This is a genomic window from Profundibacter amoris, assembly GCF_003544895.1.
Classification (GTDB): Bacteria; Pseudomonadota; Alphaproteobacteria; order Rhodobacterales; family Rhodobacteraceae; genus Profundibacter; species Profundibacter amoris.
Window position 1 is genome coordinate 942,174 of record NZ_CP032125.1, and the last position, 22,896, is coordinate 965,069.

The window sequence follows — 22,896 nt, forward strand, 5'->3', positions numbered from 1 at the left end:
CTTAATACCACGCATCTTCTACGGATGCTTTTTTCTTGGCAATGAATTCTTTCAGGGCATCGTCCTTGGCAACATCCAGCGGCGGTGCCTGATAGTCGGCAAGGCGTTTCTTCCATTGGCGGTTGGCGCGCATCATGCCGTCTTCGCCACCGGATTCCGACCACGTTTCAAACGGCAGGTCATCGGTAAACCCGCTGTCCCAATAGGCGGTTTTATAGTGGCGCATGGTGTGGGCGCAGCCGAACATATGTTCGCCGGGGCCGTTTTCGGCCAGCGCGTCAAAGCCCAGCGTGTCGTCATTCACTTTGACCCCGTTCAGATAGGCATGCAGGGCACCGCAAACGTCCGTGTCCATGATGAATTTTTCGTAGGACATCGACAGCAACCCGTCCAGAAAACCGGCGGAATGCAGGATGTAATTGCCGCCGCTTTGAATGGCCGACATCATCGACATCATGCTTTGCTGCATGGCCTGCCCGTCGGGCAATTTCGAGGTGGTGAAACTGCCTGCATTGCGCAAAGGCAGGTTCAACCGCCGCGCTAACTGCCCCATCACAAGACTGCCGGTCGCGGGTTCCGGTGTGCCGAAAGTGGGCGAGCCAGAGCGCATCGCCAGTGTTACAAGGAAGGACGCCAGCACCGTGGGCGCACCGGGGCGCACCAGTTGGGTCAGGGCACAGCCCACCATGCTTTCGGCAAGGTTCTGGGCGATGGCGCCGGCCATGGTCAGCGGCGCCACCGCCCCGCCCAGCAGGAAGGGCAGGTGGATTGATCCCTGATTAGCGGCGGCATAGGCGCGGATGCCGCGGGTGGAAACGCCATCCCAGATCAGCGGCGAGGTTGAGTTGAAATTGCCCATGATCACGCAGTTCTGCTCGACGAAATCCGCGCCAAACAGGATGCGACACATCTCGATACTATCCTCAGCCCGTTCCGGTGCGGTGATCGACCCCAGAAAGGCGCGGTCGGACAGGCGCATGTGGGCGTAAACCATATCCAGATGGCGTTTGTTGACCGGAATGTCGGTCGGCTCGCAAATGGTGCCGCCCGAGTGGTGCAGCCACGGGCTGCTTTGCGCCAGCTTCACGAAGTTTTCGAAATCCAGCATCGTGCCATAACGCCGCCCCTTGTCCAGATCCATCACAAAGGGCGATCCGTAAGCTGGCGCAGACACCGTTGCATCGCCGCCGATCTGCACCGATCTGGCCGGATTGCGGGCGTGTTGGATGAATTGGGGCGGGGCGGTTTTCAGCAGGTCGCGGATCAGGCCGGGTTCGAATTTGATGTTCCAGGCTGTGGCGCAAACCCCGGTCACCTTGCCGCCGGCCTGTTTGAACAGGCGCACGGTTTCGGGATCGTCGCGAAATTCGATGCCGATTTCGGCCAGTATCCGCTCGGCGCCCTGTTCGATGCGGATCAGGCTTTCTTCGTCCAGCAGATCATAGGGCGGGATTTTGCGGTTGATATAGGGCACATGCATATGCGGGTTTTGCCCTGCTTCGCTGCTGCGTTTGCCACCACGCCTACCGCGCCTTTGAGGGGGAGATGCCATAGGAAACCCTTTGCCGGATAGAATCGACACTACTGTCGATAAACATAACATATCTGTCAATATACTTGTCCCCAAGCCCTGCGTCGGGTAAACGGTGGCCCATGGAAAGTTCCGTAAAATCAAAGCCTGACCGCAAAACCACGCAGCGCGGGTCCGAGGCGCTCTGGCTGCAAGCTGGCTATGACATGCTGGTGGACTCGGGGGTCGAGGCCGTCAAGGTGATGCCGCTGGCCAAGGCGCTGGGCCTGTCGCGTAGCGGGTTTTACTGGCATTTCGAGGACCGCGAGGCGCTGCTCGAGGCGCTGTTGCAGATGTGGGAGGCCAAGAACACCGGCAATCTGGTGCGCCGGACGCAAGCCTTTGCCGAGACCATCACCGAGGCGATGTTCAACCTGTATGATTGCTGGCTGGACGATGGTCTGTTTGACGCGCGTCTGGATCGGGCCGTGCGGGGATGGGCGCATAATGATCCGGCGGTGCAGGCGCGGATTGATCGGGCGGATGCGCAGCGCAAGGCGGCGATTATGGAGATGTTTTTGCGGTTTGGCTATAGCGCGGCGCAGGCCGAGGCGCGGGCGATGACGGTGCTTTATACGCAGGTCGGCTATATCTCGATGCGGGTGGAAGAGCCGCTTGAAGAACGTATCAGCCGGATGCCGGACTATGCGGCGGTCTATACCGGTCAAACGCCAACCGAGGCCGAGATCCGGCGCTTTCGCGCCCGCCATGCGGGGCGTAAAGAATAACGGTGTGATCTCTGGAATTGTTCTAGATTATCTGTTATATTCAAGTTTGCGAATATTTTTCAGGATGGAAACAATCCCCTTGTCCGACAACGGAACAAAGGGGCGTCACAGGGGAGAACGACAGTGAAAGACAAGGTGCTGGAGAAGCTGAAGGGCATTGTTTACGGGCCGGATGGCGCGGGCATCGTTTCGGCGGGGATGGTTTCGGATATTGTGGTGCAGGGCAGCAAGGTGATCTTTTCGATCTCGCTGCCGCCGGGGGCCAATGAAGGCGCCGGCGCGATGCAGAAAGAGGCCGAAGAGGCCGTGGCGGCGATCGACGGGGTGGAAACGGTTCTGGTGGTTCTGACCGCCGAAAAACCGGCCGAGCCGCGTGCAAAAGAAGCGCCCAAGTTAAGCAGCAAGCCGGATCGTCCGGTCGGACCGGACATGCGGCCGGCGGCGGGGGCGATCCCCGGAGTAAAGGCGGTTCTGGCGGTGGCGTCGGGCAAGGGCGGGGTTGGCAAATCGACCACCTCGGTCAACCTTGCGCTGGGGTTGCGGGCGCTGGGGCTGAAGGTTGGTCTGCTGGATGCAGATATCTACGGCCCTTCGATCCCGCGTCTGATGGGGATCACCGAGCGGCCCAATATCGTGAACGAGCGGATCGTGCCGATTGACCAATACGGTCTGAAGGTGATGTCGATGGGGTTCCTGATGGACGAGGAATCGCCGGTGATCTGGCGCGGGCCGATGGTGGTTTCCGCCCTGATGCAGATGGTGCGCGAGGTTGAATGGGGCGAGCTGGATGTGCTGGTTCTGGACATGCCGCCGGGCACGGGGGATGCGCAGTTGACGTTGGCGCAACAGGTGCCGCTGGCGGGGTCCGTGATTGTTTCGACGCCGCAGGATCTGGCGCTGATTGACGCGCGCAAGGGGTTGAAGATGTTCAAACAGGTGGATGTGCCCATTCTGGGGATCATCGAGAATATGAGCACCTTTGTCTGTCCGCATTGCGGCGAGAAATCGGATATTTTCGGTCATGGCGGTGCGCAGGAAGAAGCGGCCAAGCTGGGTGTGATGTTCCTGGGTGCGGTGCCGCTGCATATGGATATCCGGCATTATTCGGACGAAGGCACGCCGGTGGTGATTGCCGAGCCGGACGGGGTTCATGCCAAGGTTTACAAGACCATTGCGATGAAGGTTGCGGCCCTGATGGGGGAAGCAGGCGACGACGAGGAATAAGGTTTCGCCGGGCTGACGCCCGACGACCCGCGCGCGCCCCTTGGCAGGGGCGCGCGTTTTGCCTTCGGCGAAGGTATTTGGAGCAAGAAGAAGGGATGTATCCCCTTGTTTCAGACATAGAAAAGCCCCGCGAACCGGTTTGGTCGGCGGGGCTTTTGTTATCAGGGTAAGGGTTTAGCCGCGCATGGCGGACCATTCCATGTATTTGATGCCAACCATGCCGCCCAGCACGATAAAGACCAGCGTCAGGCCCGAGCCGACCGCGAGGGTCGAGAAACCGGTGACACCCTGACCGATTGTGCAGCCCAGGGCCACAACACCGCCGATGCCCATCAGGGCCGCGCCGATTGTGTTGCGCACCGTGTCGGATTTGTCGGCAAAGGTGGTCATCGACAGTTTGCCTTTGCTAAGCGCCCCAAGGAAGCCGCCCAGCAGCACACCTGCGAAGGTCATCACGTTGAAGCTGGGGCCGGGGTAGGCGGTGGCGCGCATCAGATAGTCCAGTGTGTCACCGGCAGGGCGCACATAGGAGAGCGAGGCCAGCGCCACGGGCACATCGGCGAATTCATCCTGTGCAAGGCCGGTCAGCAGCCAGCCTGCGGTGACGCACAGCCCGATGCTGACGCCCGCGATGATGTGGGTGGGGGATTTGCGAAAGCCTGCATCCTTAAAGCAGTAAACCAGCAGCCCGCCTGCAAGGATGGCCAGTGCGATCATGGTTGACTGGCCAAGGTCCATGCCGGTGAAACGGGCGATGAAATCACCGAAGCCCTGTGTTTCCATGCCCAGTTCCGACAGATCGACTGTTGCGCTGCCAAACAGCGCCACGCGGATCGGGCCGATCAGCCCGCCGATGGTCATATAGGCAAACAGCCCCGCCACCAGCAGCACAAAGCCCGAGCGCAGATCGCCCGATCCTGCCCGCACCAGATTGCGCGACAGACATCCGCCCGAAAGCACCATGCCAAAGCCAAAGGTCAATCCGCCCGCGATATTGGCCAGCCAAGTCAGATTGGGGGCCATATACATGGTTGTGCGGTAATCCGCGACCTCGAGTTTTTGCAGCAGGGCCACGCCCAGCATTGCCGTAGCAGTGGCCAGCAGCCACGAGCGAAAGCGGCGTTTGTCGCCGAACGACATCATGTCCGAGATCGAACCCATTGTGCAGAAGTTTGTTACATAAACGATGTATCCAAACACCGTTGCGATGATCAGGCCGCCCCAAGCGACATAAAAACCTGGTGATTCAATCACCATTTCCCGTAGCGTTTCCAGCATTTCACCATCCTGTCAGACGTAGATTATTATACTTAACAGGGGATTCTTTGCGCCCCTGCATACATATTAGCATATAATCATATGTTCCTGCAGGGGCCAAACGGTTTTGCGCATCAGGCGACGGGTTTAAGGGGTGAAAACTGTTTAAAGCGAACCTTTGGGGGTCAGGCTCATGCCGAATTTCCCGTCCTGATCGTCTGCGAACCAGCCCAGTTTGTCGCGCAGGGTGACCACGCCGCCGATGATGATGATCGAGGGGCCGGTGAATTCGGCTTCGGTTGCTTTTTGATACAGATCTTTGATTGTGCCGGTGATGATCCGTTGGTTGGGGCGGGTGCCGTTGTCGATGATTGCCGCGGGTGTGGTCGGATCAACCCCGTGGCTGGCGAACCCTTCGGACAGGACTTTCAGGCTGGACAGGCCCATGTAAACCGCAACGGTCTGGTTTTTGCGGGTCAGCACGTCCCAGTCCAGATCCAGCACCCCGTCGCGCCCGTGGGCGGTGACGAAAATGCAGGATTGCGCGTGGTCGCGGTGGGTCAGGGGGATGCCGGCATAGGTGGAGCAGCCGGCGGCCGCGGTGATGCCCGGTACCACCTGAAAGGGGATGTTGTGTTCGGCCAGCATCTCGATTTCCTCGCCGCCGCGCCCGAATATGAAGGGATCGCCCCCCTTCAGGCGCAGCACGCGTTTACCATCTTTGGCCAGTTTCACCATCAGGGCGCTGATGTCTTCCTGGAACATCGCGTGGTTGTCAGGGCGTTTGCCGACATAGATGCGTTCGGCGTCACGGCGCACCAGTTCAAGGATGCCGTCCCCCACCAGCCGGTCGTAAAGCACCACATCGGCGCGTTGCATCAGGCGCAGGGCGCGGAAAGTCAGCAGATCAGGGTCGCCGGGGCCAGCACCGACAAGGAACACTTCGCCCTGCTCGCAAGGCACGCCTTTGCCGGTGGCACAGTCGAGCGAGGACAAAAGGTGGCTTTCGGCGCGTTCCAGATCGCCGGCAAGGAAATGGTCGCCCGCAGGTCCGTCGATCACGGTTTCCCAGAAGCGGCGGCGTTGGGTGGTGCCTTTGATACCGGCCAGCACACGGTCGCGGAACTTGCCAAGGAATTCGGCCATGCGCCCGTAAGCGGGGGGCAGCAGGCTTTCGATACGGGCGCGCAGGATGCGGGCAATCACAGGCGCAGTGCCGCCGGATGAAATGGCGATAACCAAAGGCGAGCGGTCCACCACCGAGGGGGTGATGAAATCGCAATATTCCCCAACATCCGCGACATTGGCCAGAACACCGGCCTGTTTGGCCGCGGTATATAACAGGGTGTCGCGGGCCTCATTCTCGGAGGCGCCATAGGCGACCACAGCACCGGTTATGTCGTCTGCCGTGATGGCACGGGGGTGGTGGGTCAGGTTTTTGTGGCCCAGCAATGTGCTGAATTCATCCGACAGGTTTTCGTCGAACAGATGCACTTTGGCGCCTGCCAGAAGGGCGCGTTCGACGCGGCGGGCGGCCACGGTGGTGCCGCCGTCCACGACGACCAGCTTGTCGGTGATATCAAGGAAGATAGGAAGGTAATCCATTGCGCGCGTCTCTTTATATACAGGATCGGGCCTAGCCCTGATTTTCTTTTGCCCATTCCGAAAGGGTGGCCCCAAAACCGGCGGCACTTTCGGGGTCCAGATCGAAGATGGTAAAGCGGCGCTGTTCGCGGATGGTCACGCGCAGCCAGTTCGAGCCGTTATCATAGGCGACGTTTTTCAGTGTCACATGCTTTTTGAACGGGAAGTTGAATTCGGCAACATCCGTGATGGTTTCGTCAGACATATTTCAGCCCCGCTGCAAACACCGCTTCCAGCCGCCATTCCCATTTTTTGGGCGTGTCTTTGTAATCGGGTTTTACATCGAATTCCAAAAACATCTCGCCTGACTCGCCTGCATGGGCGACCAGCAGTTCAAGTGCAGTAAACGTGTCAACTTCGGGGTGCCCGATGATTAGATCGCTAAGTTTGGCCATTTCAGTTTCTCCCTGTAACGCGATTGTGGAACCTTACACGCATAAGCAGGCGTGCGCTGGGCTTTTCGCTGTTTGCGTCAAAACCGGTGCGGTTGTGAAGCGAATTATTGCACAACAGCCCGTCGCCGTCCTGCATTTTGATGGTTTGTATATATGGGTCGTCTGAATTCATCACCGAATTCAGGAAATCCACGGCGGCGCGGGTGGCGCTGTCATCGCGCCACTCGATTGAACGGGTGCGGGCGGTATAGCGCATTTCCAGATGGCCGGTATCGCTGTTCACCTCGAACACAGGGCCGATGCTGGCGGGGCGCACATTGCCGTTAGGTTCGCGGTTTTCCGGTATGGTCATTGCGCGGGGGTGGGACAGGGCCGCGATATAATCGGGGTTTTCGTCGCGCAGGCGGATATAGGAAATTTCCGGATCGAATACCTGATTGACGCCACCATCCTGTGCCGCGCGTACACAATGCAGCACCATCGCGCGGATCTTTTCATCAGGCGCATTATAATAGCCGTCGGTGTGCCAATTCATCGGTTTTGTCGAATAGGGAATATAGCCTTTTTGGCCCGGCGAATCTGAAACCTGCAGCGAAACGATTCCGTCTTTTCCGGCCGATCGGTGCTTTTCCGCGATGCGCAAACCCAGTTTTTCGGCAAAAAGACGCATTTTTTTACTGGCCTCTTCGGGGGCGGCGGTTTTCTGCATATCGCGATAGAAAACAGCGTTGGATATTTCGCAGCGGCGAAACAGTTCATCCTGTTCGGCAGGTGTGATTGCCGCCAGATCGCCAATTTCAACCGGATCGGATTTTTCAAGCAATTCAGATGTTTGTTGCAACTTGTCCGTGCGCCATGCCTGATAGGCGATGTCGTCCTCCAATACAAAAGGATTGCCATTCGGATAGCTGGCCCGAGAATCGTTCATTAATGTCTCTCCTTGTGCATTGCGGCTAAGATTGTTTCGTTTTGTATCTAATTATCGGAATATTTAGATGCAAACCGTTTTTCGGCACAGCTTTATCTTTACATTCAAAAAGTGTAATGTAAAATCCAAGTCAAACAAGGCTCCGGAATTTTAGGTTGCGCCGGTCGGAATGATCTCGACCAGACAGGTGATCTAACTTTGGGGCTTAAACCAAATTCGGGGGGCAAAACCCGAAGAAACGCGCAAACAGGGAGTTTGTTATGAAAGATGGCGATCACAAAGACGGCAAAGCAAAAGATGCCGAGATTCACCCAACACCTATGCTCGACCAGTTGGAAGACGGCCCCTGGCCGAGCTTTGTCACCGGCCTGAAACGGCTGCGTGACGCCAAAGGCGAACAATATGCGCCGATGATGAATGACCTTATGGGCCAGTTGAACCATTCCTACGAAAACCGCAAAGGGTATTGGAAAGGTGGCGTTGTGTCCGTGTTCGGGTATGGGGGCGGTATCATACCGCGCTATTCCGAAGTGGCCGAAAAATTCCCCGAGTCCAAAGAATTCCACACCCTGCGTGTTATGCCGCCTCCCGGCTTTCACTATACCACCGAAATTCTTCGCAAGCTGTGTGACGTCTGGGAAGAGCATGGCTCGGGCCTGATTGCGCTGCACGGCCAGTCCGGCGACATCATGTTGCAGGGCTGTACCACGGAAAACACGCAGGCCGCATTCGATGCGATCAATGAACTGGGTTTTGACCTCGGGGGTGCTGGCCCTGCATTGCGCACCGCGATGAGCTGCGTTGGCGCCGCCCGTTGCGAACATTCCTGCTATGACGAAGGCAAGGCGCATCGCCAGATCATCAACGCCTTCCTTGACGAAATGCACCGCCCGTCGCTGCCTTACAAGTTCAAGTTCAAATTCTCGGGCTGTGGCAACGACTGTGTGAACGCGATCCACCGCGCCGACTTTGCGGTGATCGGCACATGGCGTGACGACATCAAGATCGATCAGGAAAAAGTAAAAGAGCACGTGGCAACTGCCGGTCGCAAGTACACCATTGATACAGTGGTCAACATGTGCCCGACCCGTGCGATTTCGCTGAATGACGATGACACGATGGAAATCGACAACGCATCCTGTGTGCGCTGCATGCACTGTATCAACGTTATGACCAAGGCGCTTAGCCCGGGTGATGACAAAGGTGTGTCGGTGATGATCGGCGGCAAGCGTTCGCTGAAAGTGGGTGACATGATGGGCATCATGATCAAACCGTTCATCAAGCTGGAAACACAGGAAGATTTTGACGATCTGGAAGAATTTGCAGAAACCTGCATCGAATTCTTTGCTGACAACGCGCTGGAGCACGAGCGTGTTGGGGAAACCATTGACCGTATCGGTCTGCCGGCCTTCCTCGAGGCGGTTGGTGTCGAGGCTGACCCGAACATGGTCAACCACCCGCGCACATCCAGCTATGTCAGAACCGATGATTTTGACGACGAAGCCGCCAAGTGGTTCGAGCGTAAAGCGCGCGATGCCGGTATGACGGTTGCGGGCGAATAAACCGCCGGTTTCGGATGACTGATAACTAGAACTCTGCCGCCCCTTGGCGGGGCGCGCAGAGACAGGGAGAAGAATATGAGCAACGAAAAAACCACCCCCAGAGCCGCAGACGAGGTCGGTGTTCCGGATCACCACCAGTACATGCACCCCGTGCTGGAAAAGAACCACGGCAACTGGGCATATCACGACCGCCCCCGTGCCGGCGTTCTGCGCCACGTTTCCAAATCGGGCGACGAAATCTTTACCGTTCGTGCTGGCACCCAGCGTCAGATGGACGTTTTCACCATCCGCAAGCTGTGTGACATCGGCGACGAATTTGCCGACGGTCACATCCGTTTCACCACCCGTTCCAACATCGAATATATGATGTCGGACGAAGCCAAGGTTCAGCCGCTGATCGACAAGCTGGGCGAAGAGGGTTTCCCGGTAGGTGGCACAGGCGCATCCGTGACAATGATTTCCCACACGCAGGGCTGGTTGCACTGTGACATTCCGGGCACCGATGCGTCCGGTGTCGTGAAGGGTCTGATGGACATGCTTCACGAGGAATTCATTCAGGAAAAGATGCCAAACCGCGTACGCATCACCACATCCTGTTGCCAGATCAACTGTGGTGGCCAGGGCGATATTGCGATCAATGTGCAGTACACCAAGCCGCCAAAAATCAACCACGATCTGGTCGCCAACGTCTGTGAGCGCCCCGCCGTTGTGGCCCGTTGCCCTGTGGCTGCGATCCGCCCTGCGATGGTGGACGGCAAACCGACGCTGGAAGTTGACGAAAAGAAATGCGTTTGCTGTGGTGCCTGCTACCCGCCATGTCCGCCGATGCAGATCAACGGCGACGATTCCACCAAGATTGCAATCTGGGTGGGCGGCAAACACTCGAATGCGCGCTCCAAGCCGACATTCCACAAGCTGGCCGTCGCCAACCTGCCCAACAACGCGCCGCATTGGCCTGAAGTGAACGCTGTCGTCAAGCGCATCGTCAAGGCCTACAAGAAAGATGCCAAGCATTGGGAACGTATGGGCGAATGGATCGAACGTATCGGTTGGAACCGGTTCTTTGAAATGACCGATCTGGCCTTTACCAAACACCATCTGGATACATGGACTGGCGCCCGCAAGACCATGAACCAGTCGGCCCACATCCACTTCTAAGGAGCGATCAACGTGAAATTCGGAGTCGTTGTAAGCGAAGGCCCCTATACGCACCAAGCGTCTGATACGGCCTATCATTTCGTCACCGCCGCGCTTGCGGCGGGACACGAAGTGCCACGTGTGTTTTTCTATCACGACGGGGTTAACGTGGGCACGCGCCTGTCGATCCCGCCGCAGGATGAACGCAACATTCAGGAACAGTGGACCGCATTGGCCAAAGAACACGGCACGGATCTGGTGATCTGTATCGCTGCGGCCCAACGCCGTGGTCTGCTGGACAAAAATGAAGCCGAGCGTCAGGGCAAGGATGCCGACAATATTGCCGAGGGGTTCCGGATTTCCGGCCTTGGGCAGCTGATTGAAATGGGCATCGACGCGGACCGTCTGATGACTTTCGGGGACTAGGGGGAAAACATGGAAGATGGTGTTAAAAAATTCCTCTATGTAAATCGCAAAGCGCCTTATGGCACGATTTACGCACTGGAAGCTCTGGAAGTTGTGCTGATTGGCGCGGCTTTTGATCAGGATGTCAGCCTTGCCTTTCTGGATGACGGTGTGTTCCAGCTGACCAAAGGGCAGGACACAAAGGAAATCGGTGTTAAAAACTTCTCGCCGACATTCCGCGCTTTGGGCGACTACGAGGTCACAAAGCTGTATGTCGAAAAGGAATCGCTGGACGAACGCGGCCTGACCACAGACGACTTGCAGGAAATCACATATGAAGACGAAGATGACGATTGGGCCGAGAAGCCTTCGATCATCATCGTCAGCCGGTCCGAAATGGCCGATGTGATGGCCGGCCAAGACGTAATTCTTAGCTTTTAGGAGGTAGATATGGCTACTTTACACACAGTTAACAAATCCCCTTTCGAAACGCAGGCATTGCTAAGCTGTCTGGGGCATGCCAAAGCAGGCGACACCGTTTTGCTGATCGAAGATGGCGTTTACGGCGCTGCTGGCGGCACAGCTTTGACCGACGCAGTCGCGGGTTTGGGCGGGGCGGTAACGCTGGCCGTTCTGGCCCCCGATCTGAAAGCACGAGGAATAGACGAGGGACGTCTGATGGACGGTGTGAAGACCGTCGATTACGCCGGATTTGTGGAGCTTGCGGCATCACATGACCGTACACAGAACTGGCTCTGAATTAACACTTATTACGAACACTTTCACCGAAGGGAACTACCATGTCTTACGAAGTAGACGGACAAGAAATCGCAACTGACGAAGAAGGCTACATCACCAATCTGGCCGATTGGACACCGGAACTGGCAGAAGTAATCGCCAAAGCCGAAGACGTCGAAATGACAGACGAGCATTGGGCTGTTGTGAACTTCCTGCGTGATTATTACGAGGAATACCAAATCGCACCGGCCGTGCGTGTTCTGATCAAATCGATCAAGAAATCTATGGGCCCCGAAGTTGGCAACAACAAATATATGTACGAGCTGTTCCCATACGGCCCGGCCAAACAAGCCTGTAAGATCGCAGGCCTGCCCAAGCCGACAGGCTGCGTATAAAACTACCTAACCCCCCGAAATAAAAACAATAAATTCGGGGGGCACACGTCTGGGAGGACTTCAAGTGTTGTCAACGCTTTATGCAGTGCTGTTCTATGTCGCGACGGTTATCCTGATCGTCGGCACGGGGATGAAGGTGGCAAGATATGCCCGCACTCCGGCACCGCTGAAAATTCCGGTTTCCCCTGCACCACGCACCAAACGGGGCGTCTGGTTCAGAATGTTCCGCGAGGTGGCTTTCTTCCAGAGCCTGTTCAAATCCAATAGATGGATCTGGGTTTTCGCCGTGTTGTTCCATTTCGGCATGTTGCTGGTGTTGCTGCGCCACCTGCGTTATTTCACCCAGCCCGTGTGGTGGTGGGTTGATCTGATCCAGCCAATCGGCGTTTATGCCTCCTTTGCGATGCTGGCCGGTCTTGGTGGCTTGTTGCTGCGCCGGATTGTGGTGCCGCGCATCCGCTATATCTCGAGCCCGTCCGATTATCTGATGCTGGCGCTGTTTCTGGGCATCGTCATTTCCGGCATGGGTATGAAATTTCTGATGCCGGTCGATATTCTGGCGGTGAAACAGTTCTTTCTGGGCCTGATGCGGTTCCAGATCAACGAATTGCCCGCGCAACCCGGCGTGCTGATCCATCTGGGGCTGGTTGCGATCCTGATGATCATCTTCCCGATCTCCAAGCTGCTGCACGCACCGGGCGTTTTCTTTGCTCCGTCGCGCACACAGGTCGATAACGCCCGCGAATTCCGGCATCTGTCGGCATGGGCCAGCCAGTTGCCGCCACTCCCCGAAGGCATTCCAGAACCAGAGGAGGGCAAATAATGGCACCTCTTGATAAAAAAGAAGAATACGGCGCTTTTGACAGTGTTGATGAAATCTTCAAGATTCCGGCGCTCGAATGTGGCGCAATGGCAGATACGAACACCTTTGCCGCCGCCCCCGAGCATAACGAACCGCTGGGTTTCCCCGGTGAGTTGATCGACAACTGGCAAGAGGTTGCCATCGCCAAGATGGGCGAACTGGCCGAAAAGAACCGCGCCTTTCAGGTCTATCTGGATGCCTGCGTGAAATGTGGTGCCTGCACCGACAAATGCCACTATTTCCTTGGCACGGGTGATCCGAAAAACATGCCTGTCGCACGGCAGGATTTGCTGCGTTCGGTTTACCGCCGCTACTACACATTTGCGGGCAAATATTTCCCGTGGCTGGTGGGCGCGCGTGATCTGACCAAAGAAGTGCTGGACGAATGGTACACCTATTACCACCAGTGTTCGCAGTGTCGCCGTTGTTCGGTTGCCTGCCCCTATGGCATTGATACCGCTGAAATTTCCATGGCTGCACGCGAAATACTGGATACGGTTGGTGTGGGGCAGAAATACTGCAACGAAATCATCGCCAAGCTAAAGAAAACCGGCAACAATCTGGGCCTGAACCCCAAAGCGTTGCGTGCCACGCTGGAAGATCTGGAAGAGGAACTGGAAGACGAAACCGGCATTCCGGTGAAACTACCGCTGGATGTGAAGGGCGCGGATATTCTGCTGATCACCCCGTCCGCCGATTTCTTTGCCGAACCGCATATTGACGGTCTGTTGGGATATGCCAAAGTATTCCACGCCGCCGGTGTCAGCTGGACGATCAGTTCCTACGCATCCGAGGCGGCGAATTTCGGTATGTTCATCGGATCCTACGAAAACATGCGCGAGGTATCGTGGCGCATCCGTCAGGCGGCCAAGGATCTGGGTGTGAAGCGGATTGTATTTGGCGAATGCGGCCATGCGTGGCGGGTTGGATATTCCTTCCTGAACACATTGGCCGGCCCGTTCGATTTTCTGGATCAGAACTATCCGATCCCGCAGCACATCATGGAATTCACGTCTGATGCGATTGATGATGGCATCCTGAAAATCGACAAATCGAAAAACGACGAATTTATCATGACCTATCATGATAGCTGCAATGTTGCGCGCGGCTCGTCAATGGGACGCAAAGAGGGGGGCCAGTTCGATCTGCCCCGCAAAGTGCTGAAAGCCGTGTGCAACCATTTCTACGATATGGAGCAGGACACCATCCGCGAAAACACATTCTGTTGTGGCGGTGGTGGCGGTCTGTTGACCGATGATCTGATGGACTTGCGCATCAAGGGCGCGAAACCGCGGATGACCGCCTTGCAACAGGTCACAACGGATCATGGCGTTAACAAAATGGCCGCGATCTGTGCCATTTGCAAAACCCAGTTTTCCAAGGTCATGCCGAAATACGGCTATGGCATGGACGACATTATGTCGGTGCACCAACTGGTCGCCAACGCCGTCATTCTGGATGGCCAAGAAACAGAAGAAGATGACGCGCCGGAGACGGCAGCAACGGAGGAGAAATAAGATGGACGGTCAACACAACTCATACCGGCGCTACGAAGAAGGCGAAACCGAGGCAGATTTCGATCTGGAAGATAAAATCTTCACACAGGACAAATCCTATAAGTGTCCGACTTATGTAAATAAAACCCCCCCTTGTCAGGGTTCATGCCCGTCGGGTCACGAAATCCGTGGCTGGCTGGCGATTGCACGCGGCATGGACAAGCCACCGGTCGAGGGCATGGCGTGGCAGGAATATGCGTTCCAGCGCATGGCCGAAGCCAACCCGTTCCCGGCCACCATGGGCCGCGTTTGCCCCGCCCCTTGCGAGGCAGGCTGTAACCGCAACGAAGTAGACGATTACGTCGGCATCAACGCCGTGGAGCAATACGTTGGCGACTGGGCCAATGAAAACGACGTAAAAGCCCCCGAGGCGGGGGCAGACACCGGCCGCAAGATTGCGGTGATCGGTGGTGGGCCTGCCGGTCTGGCGGCGGCGTTCTTCCTGCGCAAGGATGGCCATTCGGTCACCCTGTTCGAAGAGCACGACAAACTGGGCGGCATGATGCGTTACGGCATCCCCGGCTACCGGACTCCGCGTGATATGCTGGACAAGGAAATCGGCCGCATCACCGCGATGGGCGTCGATATCCGTTGCAACACCCGCGTTGGCACCGATGTGTCGGTCGAAGAGCTGGAAAAAGCATTCGATGCCATCTTTTGGGCGATGGGCGCACAAAAGGGTCGTGGCCTGCCGCTGGAAGGTTGGGACGAAACCGAAAACTGTATCAACGGCGTCGAATTTCTGGACGCGTTCAACCAGGGCTATGTTCTGGGCACTGCGAAAAAGGTTATCGTGGTCGGTGGTGGCGACACCTCGATCGACGTTGCCTCGATTGCGCGGCGTCTGGGCAACATCACCGAAGTGAAGGGCGAAGCGCCCAGCGATTTCACTGGTCACGATGTGGCCGGCGCGATTGTGCGTGACGGGATGCAGGCCACCCTGACATCACTGTTCCCGATTGACCAGATGACTGCCGCCGAACACGAACGCGAAGATGCGCTGCGTGAAGGCGTGGACATCAAAGGGTCGGTGATGCCGCTGGAAATCATCAAGGGCGCCGATGGCCGTGCCAAGGGCCTGAAGATGTGCGAATGTACCATGAAAGGTAATGTTCCGCAGCCAGTTGAGGGCACTGAATTCGAGATCGAAGGCGACATCATCATATCCGCAATCGGCCAGTTCGGTGATTTCACCGGCATGGAAGATCTGGATAACGGCCGCGGTGCAATCGACATCGACAAAGGCACCTACGCCGTCAAAGGCCGCGAGAAGCATTTCGCCGGTGGCGATATTCTGCAACCACACCTGCTGACCACAGCGATTGGCCATGGCCGCATTGCTGCCGAAGCGATTACCGATTTTCTGGATGACGGCGAAGTCGAAAAACGCCCCCCCGTGGATGTGGCCCATTTCGACCTGCTGGAAGAGCTGAAACAGCGCGGCCATGCGCCATCGGCTTATGACCATATCCAGACAAGCGGCACGGATCAGGCCGATTATGCAGTTCACAATTACGAGGACCGTTCGGACTCGCAGATCATCAAGCATACCGAGTTGTTCAAAGGCCACTTTGATTTTGTGCCGCGCGAAAAGCGCGAGGAAAAGCACATTTCGGCGGACGAGGTTCTGGGCAACTTTGAAGAGCGCATCATCGCCTATTCCGAAGAGCAGGCCCAGAAAGAGGGCGAACGCTGCATGTCCTGTGGCATGTGTTTCGAGTGCGACAACTGCGTGATCTACTGCCCGCAGGATGCGATTTTCCGGGTCAAGAAATCGGACCGCACGGTTGGGCGTTATGTCGACACCGATTATACCAAATGCATCGGCTGCCACATCTGTCAGGATGTTTGCCCGACCGGTTACATCAAAATGGGTCTTGGAGCATAGGTATGATGCGGCTTGTTGCAACCCTTCTGGTTCTGATCGGCCTGTCCACGGGCGCAGCGATGGCGGAATCTACCTATCCGGACATCCCCAAGGCCGTGGGCGCGCCGCATCCTGAAGGCAACGATTACATGCGGATCAACCACATGCGCCTTATGCGCCATGACCGGGATCTGACGGTGCACGAGGGTGACAGGTCAATCAAATATTCCATCAAGGAATGTGTCGCCTGCCATGCGGTCATGGGGCCGGATGCCCTGCCGATTTCGGTTCAGGAAGATGGGCATTTCTGCCGTGCCTGCCACGAATACGCTGCGGTGAAAATCGATTGTTTCCAGTGTCATAACTCGAAACCCGAAGACGGGTTTATTGATCTTTTGAAGCAAACACCGCCTGCCACGGATGACGAAATACAAGCCTATCTGGATGGGATGTCGCAATGAAGCTACCTGCATTGAACAACAAATCCGAACGGCCCGCCGAATTGAACCGGCGCGAGTTTTTCAAAAGCGGTGCGGCGGTGGCGTCGGTCACACTGGCCCCTGGCGTGACGCTGATGGCCTTTGGCGGCGAAGCCAGCGCCAATGCCGATCCCGGCAAGCGCTGGGGTATGTTGATCGACGTGAACAAATGCTCGACCGATTGCAATGCCTGCGTGACGGCCTGTTCCGAAGAAAACGGCTGGAAGCTGGACGGCAACCCCGAAACCGACCCGCAATGGATCCGCAAGATCGACCTGAAGCACAAGGAAACGGGCCGCGAGGCATCCTTGCCGATGATGTGCCAGCACTGCGAAGAGCCACCTTGTGTTGACGTTTGCCCCACCGGGGCGTCGTTCAAACGGGTGGACGGCATTGTGCTGGTGGACAAACACATCTGCATTGGCTGTCGCTATTGCATGATGGCCTGCCCGTTCAAGGCGCGCAGCTTTGTGCATGAAGCCGTAGAGGACCAGAAATCCAACGCCCCGCGTGGCAAGGGCACCGTCGAAAGCTGCACCCTGTGTGTGCATCGGGTGGACAAGGGCGGAACTCCGGCCTGCGTCGAATCCTGTTCGGCCACAGGCAATGGTGCGATGATGTTTGGTGATCTCAATGACCCCAACAGCGAGATTGCCCAGGCACTGAAAAATTATCCCTCGATGGGCCTGCGTGACGATCTGCGGGTTAACCCCGGCATTCGATACACGAACCTGTAGTGGATGGAGACTGAATAATGGACCGCACCGTCTATCGCGAAGTGAAACCGACCCCCGCCATCTGGTTGATGGCTGTCATTGCGGCCGCATTTGTCGGCGCAGCGGGGTTGGCGGTTTTGTATATCGAACACCACGGCCATATCGTCACCGGTATGAACAACCAGATCGTCTGGGGCCTGCCGCATGTGTTTGCGATTTTCCTGATTGTGGCGGCCTCGGGGGCGTTGAATGTGGCCTCGATTGCGTCTGTGTTCGGCAAGATCGAAAACAAACCGATGGCGCGCTATTCTGGCCTGTTGTCGATTGCGCTACTGGCCGGCGGGCTGGCGGTTCTGGTGCTGGACCTGGGGCGACCCGACCGGTTGATCGTGGCGATGACGACGTATAATTTCACGTCGATTTTCGCGTGGAATGTTATTCTTTACAACGGGTTCTTTGCGGTTGTCGGGGCTTATCTGTTTGTGCAGATGGCGCGCAATATATCGCCCAAAGTGGTCCGCTCTGTCGGCACCGCCGCCTTTGTCTGGCGGCTGGCACTGACCACCGGCACCGGCTCGATCTTTGGCTGGCTGGTGGCGCGCCCCGGGTATGATGCTGCAATCATGGCCCCGCTGTTTATCATCATGTCGTTTTCTTTCGGGCTGGCATTTTTCATTCTGGTTCTGGGCACAACCTTCCCGATGACGGGCCGTTACATCGGGCCAAATCTGGTCAAGCGGCTGGGCCGGTTGCTGGGGGTATTTGCCGTGGCGGTGCTGTATTTCACAGCCATTCGCCACCTGACAAACCTCTATGCCGCCGAGCACGCGGATTTCGAATATTTCATTCTGTTCAGTGGTTCGATCTATACCAAACTGTTCTGGATCGGTCAGGTTCTGATCGGCGGTGTTATTCCGGCCGCGATGCTGCTGCGCCATGCCGAGAACACCACCAAGGGGCAGGTGATCCTTGCGTCGGTTCTGATTATCATTGGCGGCTTTGCCCATCTTTACGGTATCATCATTGGCGGCCAGGCCTTCCCGCTGGAAATCTTCCCGATGTACGAGGTCACCAGCACATTCGCGGATGGCCAGATCAACGGCTATACCCCGACCATTTACGAATGGGCCTTGGGGATGGGCGGCGTTGCATTGGCGGTGATGATTGCCGGCATGGGCGTTGTGGCGCTGCGGATCTTGCCGATGAACCTGTCGGACAGAAATATCGACCCGACCGAACCCGATTTCTGATAGGATCGGATTGGTCCGGTCAAAAGGCTGGCCCTGCACTTGTTTGAAAAGGCCTGAGTGATGGCGCGGTTCCTGATATCGGCGGCACATAAATCATCCGGTAAAACCGTTGTCAGCACTGGTCTGGCCGCTGCCCTGACGGGGCAGGGGGATGTGGTGCAATGTTTTAAAAAAGGGCCGGATTATATTGATCCGATGTGGCTGGCCGCGGCCAGCAGGCGGCCCTGTTACAACCTTGATTTCAACACCATGCCGGCAGAGGAATTTACCACCCTGATGTGTGATCGCGCGCGCGGGGCCGACATTGCGATGATCGAGGCCAACAAGGGGTTGTATGACGGGGTGAAACTGGATGGATCAGACGCCAATGCGGCGCTGGCCAAGGTGACGAAAACGCCGGCGATCCTGGTGATTGATACTAACGGAATGACACGCGGCATCGCACCGCTTCTGATCGGCTATCAGGGGTTTGACGCGGATGTGGACATTGCCGGGGTGATCCTGAACAAGGTCGGCGGCCCGCGCCACGAGGGCAAGCTGCGTGCAGCGGTTCAGGCCTATACCGACATTCCGGTGATTGGCGCTGTGGGGCGCAATCCGGCGCTGGACATTGGCGAGCGCCACCTTGGACTAACCACCCCGACCGAGACCGATCATCTGGACAGCAAGATCGCCCAGATCGCCGAAATCATCGGCGGGCAGGTGGATCTGGATCAGGTCCGCACCATTGCGGCAAAGGCGCCCACACTGGATGCGGCCCCCGCAGTGGTGGTTGATCCGGTGTTCAAGGGCTTGCGCATCGCCATCGCACGGGATCGGGCGTTCGGGTTTTATTATGCCGATGATCTGGATGCCTTTGCCGCATTGGGGGCCGAACTGGTGCCGTTTAATGCGCTGACGGACACTGCATTGCCGGATGCCGACGGGCTGTTTCTGGGGGGGGGGTTTCCGGAAACCCAGATGCAGGGCCTAGCCGCGAACCAGGCATTGCGCAAAGACATCAAGCGCGCGCTGGAAGCCGGAATGCCGTGCTATGCGGAATGTGGCGGCTTGATGTATCTGTGCCGGTCTTTGGGCTGGAATGATCAGTCCTATCCGATGTGCGATGTGGTGGCGGCGGATGCGGTGATGTGCAAACGGCCACAGGGGCGGGGCTATGTGGAATACACCACCACACCCGAACACCCGTGGGGGCCGCGCAACGGGCAAACCAAAGCGCATGAATTCCACTATGCACGACTGGACAATCTGGCGGCAAATACGGTATTTGGTCGCGATCTGACACGCGGGGCAGGGATCGACGGGGCGCATGATGCGATTGTCACAGGAAATGCGCTGGCGGGGTTTTGCCACCAGCGGCACACGCGGGAAAACCCGTGGGTCGAACGGTTTCTAGGCTTCGTGCAGCGGGTGAAAAACCGTTAACATAAAAAGAAAGCCCCGCAATATATATGCGGGGCCTTCCGAAATTTTATACTGAAAACAGCGTTTATGCGCGTTCGATTTCGAACAGGTAGATGTCACCTTCGGAAGACGACGACAGCAATTTGTTGCCAGTGTGTGTGCAAAAAGCCGAGAAATCGGCGACCGAACCGGGATCGGTCGAGCGGATTTTCAGCACGTCGCCAGCATCAAGACCCTTCAGCATTTTCTTTGCTTTCAGGATCGGCAGGGGACAGTTCAGGCCTTCTGCGTTCAGTTCATGTACAGCCATTAGTAACCTCTTTTGTGTTGGAGTATCTTTGTTTGTTGTTGTTTAGATAAACAGGTTGATGTCCGAGCGTGAAGCGACTTCCATATAAGTCGCGGCCCCGCCCAGTTCGATCCCGTCGATCATGTCGTCCTGTGTGTATTCAAACAGGTCCAGCGTCATCTGGCAGGCGATCATGCGGATTTCCAGATCAACCGATGCTTCGCGCAGATCCTCGATCGAGGCCACGCCCTTTTGCTTCATCAGGTTTTTCATCATCTTGCCAGCCGCACCACCAACGCCGGGCATCACCGACAGAAGGTTCGGCATCGCCATATGGCCGCCCATCATAGGCATTTCCATCGCGGGGTTGCCAAGGGTCGTGAATTTCAGGTTCAGCTTTTTCTTTAGCAGGGCAAGACCGTAGAAGGTAAAGAACATCGTCACCTTCATATCCATCGCCGCCGCGGTTGTCCCCAGAATGAACGGAGGATAGGCCCAGTCCAGCGACCCTTTGGTCACAATGATGGACATGCTCTTTGCGTTGTCTGTGCTGTCGTCTGACAATTTCATTCCTCCCGTACGTGCGATTATTGGTCGCTTTTTGTATCGCGATAATTGAATATATATTTATCTGTCTTGTCAAGTCACACCCTTGTGCGGTTGGGAAAATAGCGTTGTTAAGCCAATTTTGACAGGATGTGATCTAGTATTTCCACCACCCCGCGGGTTGTAGGGTGTTTGGCGGTGAAACCGCAGATTTCCCGCACCTTTGGTGCCGCGTTGGCAGGGCATAGGGCATGGTGGGCAAAGAATAAAACCGGAATGTCACCAATGCTGTCACCAATGGCATAGGTGGCACTTGGGTCTATTCCGTACCGGTCCAGCAGATAGGCCGCACCGGTCTGTTTGCTGATCCCTTCGGGGGCGATGTCGATGGCGGAAATCGAATAGGTCCAGATCACGTTGAACCCGTCACATTTGGCCTGATAGGCCTTCATCTGGGCCTCGATTGCGGCGTTTTCGGCCCCGACGATTCCCGGTCCGGTGATGCTGAGGGCGAAATCTTTGCCGGGTTCCAGCACATGTTTGTTCCCATCTCCGACCAGCGTTTGCAGATGCTGGCGCAGGCGGGCGATTTCGGCGCGGTCATCAGGGGCCAGCAGGGATATGGCCTCGTCCGTTTCAGGGTCAAACACCATCGCGCCATATTCGCAGACAAAGGGCGTGTGCAGGTCCAGCACCTGCGCCATTGCCTCGGCATAGGGTTGCGGGCGACCGGTGCAAAGCGACAGGATCACGCCACGGTCAGTCAGTGCGCGGATACGCTGGCGCACTTCGGCCAGTGCGTCCAGATCGAAACCGATGTGTTTGCCATCATTCAGGCAGCCGTCGATATCACAGAAAATAATCGCCTTTGGCACAGGGTTATTCCGCCACCAGCCGCATTTCCGAGGGATCCATCAGGATTGAAACACTATCGCCCATCGCCAGCGGGTTGGCGGTGGTGTTGCTGATCACAAACAACTGCCCCAGCGCCCCGTCCACGGTATATTGCACCTGATTGCCCAGATAGGCGGCATAACTGATCACGCCTTCAAAACCCTCGCCTGCCACGCGCGGCTTTAGCCGGATCTGGTGCGGCCGGATCACGATCCTTGCGCCGCCCCTGGGCCGGTCGGTGTTGGGCACGTTCAGCTTTTGACCGGCGACCTCGATGTCGGCGGTTTCACCATTGGCCTGCACAACCTCGCAATCAATCAGGTTCGCGTCGCCAATGAAATCGGCAATAAAGCTGGAGCTGGGGCGCTCATACAGATCATGGGGCGTGCCTTCTTGCGCGATCTCGGCGTCTTTCATCACGATGATGCGGTCCGATACAGCCATCGCCTCTTCCTGATCGTGGGTGACGTAAACGGCGGTCAGGCCCAGATTTTGCTGGATCTGGCGGATTTCCTCGCGCACATGGCGGCGCAGTTTGGCGTCCAGATTGGACAGCGGTTCGTCCAGCAACAGCACCTCGGGTTCCAGCACAATTGCGCGGGCTACGGCGACGCGCTGTTGCTGGCCGCCGGACAATTCGGAGGGCAGGCGCGGGCCGTATCCGGCCAGCCCGACCATCGCCAGACCTTCCTCGGCCTTTTCGTGGGCCTCGCGTTTGGGCATGGATTTCACCGTCAGCCCGTAGGCGACATTGTCCAGCACCGACATATGCGGAAACAGCGCGTAGGACTGGAACACCATCGACACCTTGCGGTAAGTGGCCGACAGATGCGTCACGTCCTGCCCGCCGATCAGGATGCGCCCCTCGGTGGCGGGCTCCAGCCCCGCAATCAGGCGCAGGGTGGTGGTTTTGCCACAGCCCGACGGGCCAAGCAATGTCACCAGCTGCCCCGGCTCGATCATCAGGTCCAGCTTTTTCAACGCCGTGACCGCGCCGTATTTCTTGACGACACCGTCAAATTGCACCGACCCTGTGGTAAGATTTGTCAT

The 22,896-nt window shown here is 57.0% G+C and carries 25 protein-coding genes; 15 read left to right on the top strand and 10 right to left on the bottom strand.

Annotated elements, in window-relative coordinates:
- Nucleotide 1: 1 nt before the first annotated feature.
- Nucleotides 2-1,552 (bottom strand): trimethylamine methyltransferase family protein, encoded by a 1,551-nt coding sequence (locus BAR1_RS04715; protein ID WP_118941951.1) that lies wholly within the window; start codon nt 1,550-1,552, stop codon nt 2-4.
- Nucleotides 1,553-1,653: 101 nt separating this feature from the next.
- Between BAR1_RS04715 and BAR1_RS04720 the strand changes: the two genes are divergently transcribed.
- Together BAR1_RS04720 and BAR1_RS04725 are read left to right on the top strand one after the other, a co-directional pair.
- Nucleotides 1,654-2,298, top strand: a complete 645-nt coding sequence (locus BAR1_RS04720) for a TetR/AcrR family transcriptional regulator (protein WP_118941952.1) — start codon at nt 1,654-1,656, stop codon at nt 2,296-2,298.
- Between the two features lie 123 nt (nt 2,299-2,421).
- Nucleotides 2,422-3,522 (top strand): Mrp/NBP35 family ATP-binding protein, encoded by a 1,101-nt coding sequence (locus BAR1_RS04725; protein ID WP_228408736.1) that lies wholly within the window; start codon nt 2,422-2,424, stop codon nt 3,520-3,522.
- 174 nt (nt 3,523-3,696) lie between these two features.
- Here the strand turns inward: BAR1_RS04725 and BAR1_RS04730 are convergent, their stop codons facing one another.
- The 5 genes from BAR1_RS04730 to BAR1_RS04750 form a co-directional block, all read right to left on the bottom strand.
- A complete protein-coding gene (locus tag BAR1_RS04730) occupies nt 3,697-4,800 on the bottom strand; it encodes a YeeE/YedE family protein (RefSeq protein ID WP_118941953.1) in 1,104 nt (367 codons plus the stop codon).
- Nucleotides 4,801-4,944: 144 nt separating this feature from the next.
- Entirely contained in the window at nt 4,945-6,384 is a 1,440-nt protein-coding gene (gene cysG / locus BAR1_RS04735; RefSeq protein ID WP_118941954.1) for a siroheme synthase CysG, read from the bottom strand.
- Nucleotides 6,385-6,415: 31 nt separating this feature from the next.
- On the bottom strand, nt 6,416-6,628 hold the full coding sequence (locus BAR1_RS04740) for a DUF6967 family protein (protein ID WP_118941955.1): 213 nt from the start codon (nt 6,626-6,628) through the stop codon (nt 6,416-6,418).
- The gene (locus tag BAR1_RS04745) at nt 6,621-6,818 is read right to left on the bottom strand and encodes a sulfur relay protein DsrC (RefSeq protein WP_118941956.1); all 198 of its coding nucleotides are present in this window, start codon (nt 6,816-6,818) and stop codon (nt 6,621-6,623) included. The genes BAR1_RS04740 and BAR1_RS04745 overlap by 8 nt, the downstream gene beginning before the upstream one ends.
- Nucleotide 6,819: 1 nt before the next feature.
- Nucleotides 6,820-7,746 (bottom strand): TauD/TfdA family dioxygenase, encoded by a 927-nt coding sequence (locus BAR1_RS04750; RefSeq protein ID WP_118941957.1) that lies wholly within the window; start codon nt 7,744-7,746, stop codon nt 6,820-6,822.
- 260 nt (nt 7,747-8,006) lie between these two features.
- Here BAR1_RS04750 and dsrA point away from each other — a divergent pair, with 260 nt between their 5' ends.
- The 13 genes from dsrA (at nt 8,007) to BAR1_RS04815 (ending at nt 20,138) form a co-directional block, all read left to right on the top strand.
- Nucleotides 8,007-9,308, top strand: a complete 1,302-nt coding sequence (gene dsrA, locus BAR1_RS04755) for a dissimilatory-type sulfite reductase subunit alpha (RefSeq protein WP_228408738.1) — start codon at nt 8,007-8,009, stop codon at nt 9,306-9,308.
- Between the two features lie 75 nt (nt 9,309-9,383).
- A complete protein-coding gene (gene dsrB / locus BAR1_RS04760) occupies nt 9,384-10,466 on the top strand; it encodes a dissimilatory-type sulfite reductase subunit beta (protein WP_118941958.1) in 1,083 nt (360 codons plus the stop codon).
- A gap of 12 nt (nt 10,467-10,478) precedes the next feature.
- Complete coding sequence (gene tusD / locus BAR1_RS04765) at nt 10,479-10,871, top strand: sulfurtransferase complex subunit TusD (protein ID WP_118941959.1); 393 nt, start codon at nt 10,479-10,481, stop codon at nt 10,869-10,871.
- A 9-nt stretch (nt 10,872-10,880) separates the two neighbouring features.
- Nucleotides 10,881-11,291, top strand: a complete 411-nt coding sequence (gene tusC / locus BAR1_RS04770) for a sulfurtransferase complex subunit TusC (protein WP_118941960.1) — start codon at nt 10,881-10,883, stop codon at nt 11,289-11,291.
- A gap of 9 nt (nt 11,292-11,300) precedes the next feature.
- Entirely contained in the window at nt 11,301-11,609 is a 309-nt protein-coding gene (gene tusB / locus BAR1_RS04775; protein WP_118941961.1) for a sulfurtransferase complex subunit TusB, read from the top strand.
- Between the two features lie 41 nt (nt 11,610-11,650).
- On the top strand, nt 11,651-11,983 hold the full coding sequence (locus BAR1_RS04780; RefSeq protein ID WP_118941962.1) for a TusE/DsrC/DsvC family sulfur relay protein: 333 nt from the start codon (nt 11,651-11,653) through the stop codon (nt 11,981-11,983).
- 67 nt (nt 11,984-12,050) lie between these two features.
- The gene (locus BAR1_RS04785) at nt 12,051-12,806 is read left to right on the top strand and encodes a respiratory nitrate reductase subunit gamma (protein WP_228408740.1); all 756 of its coding nucleotides are present in this window, start codon (nt 12,051-12,053) and stop codon (nt 12,804-12,806) included.
- Nucleotides 12,806-14,362, top strand: coding sequence for a sulfate reduction electron transfer complex DsrMKJOP subunit DsrK (gene dsrK, locus BAR1_RS04790; RefSeq protein ID WP_118941963.1), 1,557 nt, complete (start codon nt 12,806-12,808; stop codon nt 14,360-14,362). The genes BAR1_RS04785 and dsrK overlap by 1 nt, the downstream gene beginning before the upstream one ends.
- A gap of 1 nt (nt 14,363) precedes the next feature.
- Complete coding sequence (locus tag BAR1_RS04795; RefSeq protein ID WP_118941964.1) at nt 14,364-16,289, top strand: NAD(P)-binding protein; 1,926 nt, start codon at nt 14,364-14,366, stop codon at nt 16,287-16,289.
- Between the two features lie 2 nt (nt 16,290-16,291).
- Entirely contained in the window at nt 16,292-16,729 is a 438-nt protein-coding gene (locus BAR1_RS04800; protein WP_118941965.1) for a hypothetical protein, read from the top strand.
- Nucleotides 16,726-17,484, top strand: coding sequence for a sulfate reduction electron transfer complex DsrMKJOP subunit DsrO (dsrO, locus tag BAR1_RS04805; protein ID WP_118941966.1), 759 nt, complete (start codon nt 16,726-16,728; stop codon nt 17,482-17,484). Before BAR1_RS04800 ends, dsrO begins: the two co-directional genes overlap by 4 nt.
- A 17-nt stretch (nt 17,485-17,501) precedes the next feature.
- Complete coding sequence (gene nrfD, locus BAR1_RS04810; RefSeq protein ID WP_118941967.1) at nt 17,502-18,713, top strand: NrfD/PsrC family molybdoenzyme membrane anchor subunit; 1,212 nt, start codon at nt 17,502-17,504, stop codon at nt 18,711-18,713.
- A gap of 60 nt (nt 18,714-18,773) precedes the next feature.
- A complete protein-coding gene (locus tag BAR1_RS04815) occupies nt 18,774-20,138 on the top strand; it encodes a cobyrinate a,c-diamide synthase (protein WP_118941968.1) in 1,365 nt (454 codons plus the stop codon).
- Between the two features lie 64 nt (nt 20,139-20,202).
- Here BAR1_RS04815 and BAR1_RS04820 read toward each other — a convergent pair whose 3' ends face one another.
- The 4 genes from BAR1_RS04820 to BAR1_RS04835 all read right to left on the bottom strand — a co-directional run bounded on the left by BAR1_RS04820 (nt 20,203) and on the right by BAR1_RS04835 (nt 22,896).
- Complete coding sequence (locus BAR1_RS04820; RefSeq protein ID WP_118941969.1) at nt 20,203-20,427, bottom strand: sulfurtransferase TusA family protein; 225 nt, start codon at nt 20,425-20,427, stop codon at nt 20,203-20,205.
- Between the two features lie 42 nt (nt 20,428-20,469).
- Nucleotides 20,470-20,976 (bottom strand): sulfur carrier protein DsrE2, encoded by a 507-nt coding sequence (gene dsrE2, locus BAR1_RS04825; protein WP_118941970.1) that lies wholly within the window; start codon nt 20,974-20,976, stop codon nt 20,470-20,472.
- 107 nt (nt 20,977-21,083) lie between these two features.
- Complete coding sequence (locus BAR1_RS04830) at nt 21,084-21,827, bottom strand: HAD family hydrolase (RefSeq protein WP_162891673.1); 744 nt, start codon at nt 21,825-21,827, stop codon at nt 21,084-21,086.
- A gap of 4 nt (nt 21,828-21,831) precedes the next feature.
- Complete coding sequence (locus tag BAR1_RS04835) at nt 21,832-22,896, bottom strand: ABC transporter ATP-binding protein (RefSeq protein WP_118941972.1); 1,065 nt, start codon at nt 22,894-22,896, stop codon at nt 21,832-21,834.